This window comes from Micromonospora deserti (assembly GCF_003236335.1).
Classification (GTDB): Bacteria; Actinomycetota; Actinomycetes; order Mycobacteriales; family Micromonosporaceae; genus Micromonospora; species Micromonospora deserti.
This window is the reverse complement of the sequence record NZ_POUB01000540.1, coordinates 1-668: the sequence shown is the minus strand read 5'-3', so window position 1 is coordinate 668 and position 668 is coordinate 1. Positions and strand designations below refer to the sequence as shown.

Here is a 668-nt window from a genome sequence, read left to right as displayed (position 1 = left end):
GCGCCGGACGAGGGGAGGTCGCCGGGGCCGGGGACGAGGTAGAGGGCGACCAGCAGGAGGTAGAGGCAGAGGCTGAGGATCGGGTCGACGAAGACGAAGGCGAAGGCGACCAGGTAGAGCAGCGGGCCGAGCAGGAACCGCAGCGCCACCGCCCGGGCCAGCCGGGGATCCAGGTCGGGGTGCAGCAACCGGCGGCGACGCGCCCACCACCAGCTCAGGTTGAAGAACAACGCCTCACCGAGCACGGCGCCGACGTAGAGGGCCGCGGTCAGCCGCTGCTCGGTCGCGCTGCCGCGCAGGTTGTCCGCGAGCAGGTCGGCGGTGAACGGGATGGCCGCGACGAAAAGCAACAGGAGCAGGTTGAGCACCAGCAGCAACTGGTCGACCCGCACCACATACCGCCACATGTTGTGGTGGGTGAGCCAGACCTGCCCGACGATCGCGAACGTGATCACATACGCCAGGTAGGACGGCCACTCGTGGACGAGCGCGGCGGACAGCTCCTGACCGCCCATACGGGCCGGACCGAGCTGGAGCAGTTCCACGGCCATCAGCGTGAGCACGATCGCGATGACCGCGTCGCTGAACGCCTCCACCCGGGAGGCGTCCCGCGCCATCTCCCGGTCCCGCCCGTAGCGGTAGCCCTCCGCCGCGCCCTCGTCCCCTAC

Annotated in this window: 1 protein-coding gene; it reads right to left on the bottom strand. The window is 70.2% G+C overall.

Going from position 1 to position 668, the window contains the following annotated elements; translation table 11 throughout:
* Positions 1 to 617: TMEM175 family protein (locus C1I99_RS31805; RefSeq protein WP_111137800.1), on the bottom strand; the 617-nt coding region annotated here is incomplete at its 3' end.
* Positions 618 to 668: the final 51 nt, after the last annotated feature.